The following is a 2144-nucleotide window of genomic DNA, read 5'->3' as shown; positions in this document are numbered from 1 at the left end:
AAGAGCCACGAGCTGGCCTTGGCAGAGCCGCGCGAGCCGCTCTACGACCCCGAGAACCTCAAGCCGCGCTCCTGAGCGCGGCGCCACGCCGTCCCGGCCGGCGTCCCCGTCAACCATAAGAGACGATTTACCATCGCGCTTAACGCGACGCTGCGGCGCACGCGCTAAACTCGCCGAACGCCCGCCGCCTGCGAAGAGTGCCGATCATGACCGCGACCACGCTCGACCAGTCCGCCCCCCTGCCGCGCGCGGGCCTGTCCGCCCTGCCCTGGCTGGTGATGGGCGCGCTGGCGGCGCTGATCCTGGCGGGCCTTGTCCTGCCGATCCGGGCACCGCTCGGCTCCATGTACTGGGACAGCTTTCTCTATCTGGACGCGGCGCAACGCATCGGCGACGGACAGCGGCCCAACATCGACTTCTTCACCCCGGTCGGCCCGCTCGGATACTATCTGGCGGCATGGACGCTGGACCTGTTCCCCAATGCCCAGCCCATGTATGCGGCCAGCTGGTCGATCGCCTTCGTCACGATCCCGCTCATGGCGCTCGCGCTGGCCGCTTGCGCGCGCCGCACGCCCGTGGTCGCGCTGGCCGTCGCGGTGCCGTTCGCCCTCTACACGCTGCTGCCGTTCAACACGACCGAATATTATCCCTATCCGGGCTCGGACGGTTTCGGCATCTACAACCGGCATGCCAGCCAACTGGTCTATGTTCTGGCGACGGTGCTTCTTTTCGTGCGCAGCCAGGCGCTCATGGCGGTGCTCGTCGCCGCGCTGATGCTCGCCCTGTTCCTGGTCAAGGTGACGGGCTTCGTCATCGCCGGCCTCGTGTGCCTTGTGGCCCTGGCCGCCGGACGCCTGCACCTGCGCGGCGCCCTCGCCAGCGCGACCGTGTTCGCGATGTTCCTTGCCGGCCTCGAACTGTCGACCGGGCTGGTGTCGGCCTATGTGGACGACATCGTCACCCTGTTCCGGATCAATGATGGCGGCATCGCCCACCGCCTCGTCCAGGGCGCCTCGCGGACCGGCGGCACCGTCATCTTCGCGGGCCTTCTGGGCGCGCTGCTGCTTTTCGCGCTGCCCGCGCGGCCGGCGCGCGGCCAGCGGCCCTGGCGGGCCGTCTGCGATCACCCGGTCGCCTGGATCGGCGCGGCCGTTGCCGGCGGCATCTTCTTCGAGAGCCAGAACACCGGCAGCCAGGAGATGATCGCGCTGTGGCCGATCGTCGTCTTCGCCCTCGCCCGCATGCTGGCCGAGCCGGACAGGCAGGCGGCCAAGGCCGGCGTGGCGCTGCTCGCCGCGTGCACCGTGCTGCCGCCGCTGGTGCAGACCGTCCAGCACGCCGCCCGCGCCAACCTGTCGATGATCCGCCAGGTGCCGCTCGCCCACGCCCATCTGGGCCGCATGGGCCAGGTGGCCGTGCGGCCGCGCAAGGTGGAGCATTTCGAACACTTGCGCGCCCACTACATCGCCCATCCGCAAGCCACCCGCGACGTCGCCGAGCGCCGGGAACTGCCCGCCTTCGTGCTCTATTCGGAACACAGCTTTCAGATCGGCCTTCTGAAGAACGCCGACGAACTGGTCGGCGCGCTCAAGCGGCTGGAAGCGGGCGGGCTCGCCTATGAAACGATCATGACGCTCGATTTCGCCAATCCGTTCCCCTGGCTTCTGGGCAAGAGCGGTCCCCGCCACATCGCCATAGGCGCCGATCCGTACCGGTCCGTGCCGGAGCCGGACGAGGCCGTGCTCGGCGCCATCATGGACGCCGACATCGTTCTGGAGCCGCAATGCCCCTTCCGGGACAATTCAAGGCAGTTGGGCGAAATCTACGCGCCGGCGCTGAGCGGCCGCCCCAAGGTCGCGCTGACCGCCTGCTACCGGGCCTATGTTCACCCGCGTATCGCCGCCCGGCTGGGACGCTGAGCCGCCCAGGAGCGCGGCAGGAAGCCCACATCGCGCAGCGCGCAGACCAGCACCAGGCCGAACACGACCATATAGGGGAAATGGAACCGCGTTTCATGCAGCGGAAACACGACCGTCTTGGCGCCGATGGCGATCAGGGTGGCGACCAGCACGGTGGTCTCGCGGCGGCTGAAGCCGATGCCGCGCAGCGTCATCTGCCACCAGGCAAGGCACCCCAGGATCAGG

1 protein-coding gene and 1 pseudogene are annotated in these 2144 nt (G+C 69.0%); one reads left to right on the top strand and one right to left on the bottom strand.

Translation table 11 applies throughout. From position 1 onward, the window contains the following. Nucleotides 1-206: 206 nt before the first annotated feature. Nucleotides 207-1919: a hypothetical protein gene (locus AC5E6L_RS05250; RefSeq protein ID WP_491771751.1), complete on the top strand. Its 1713-nt coding sequence runs from the start codon at nt 207-209 to the stop codon at nt 1917-1919. Here AC5E6L_RS05250 and AC5E6L_RS05245 read toward each other — a convergent pair. After that, nucleotides 1886-2144 (bottom strand): annotated as a pseudogene (locus tag AC5E6L_RS05245) (hypothetical protein); the annotation flags it as partial. The gene AC5E6L_RS05250 and the pseudogene AC5E6L_RS05245 sit on opposite strands and share 34 nt — an antisense overlap.

The organism is Roseitalea sp. (genome assembly GCF_984466335.1).
The sequence above is the reverse complement of the archived record's forward strand: the minus strand, read 5'-3'. Positions and strand labels throughout refer to the sequence as shown.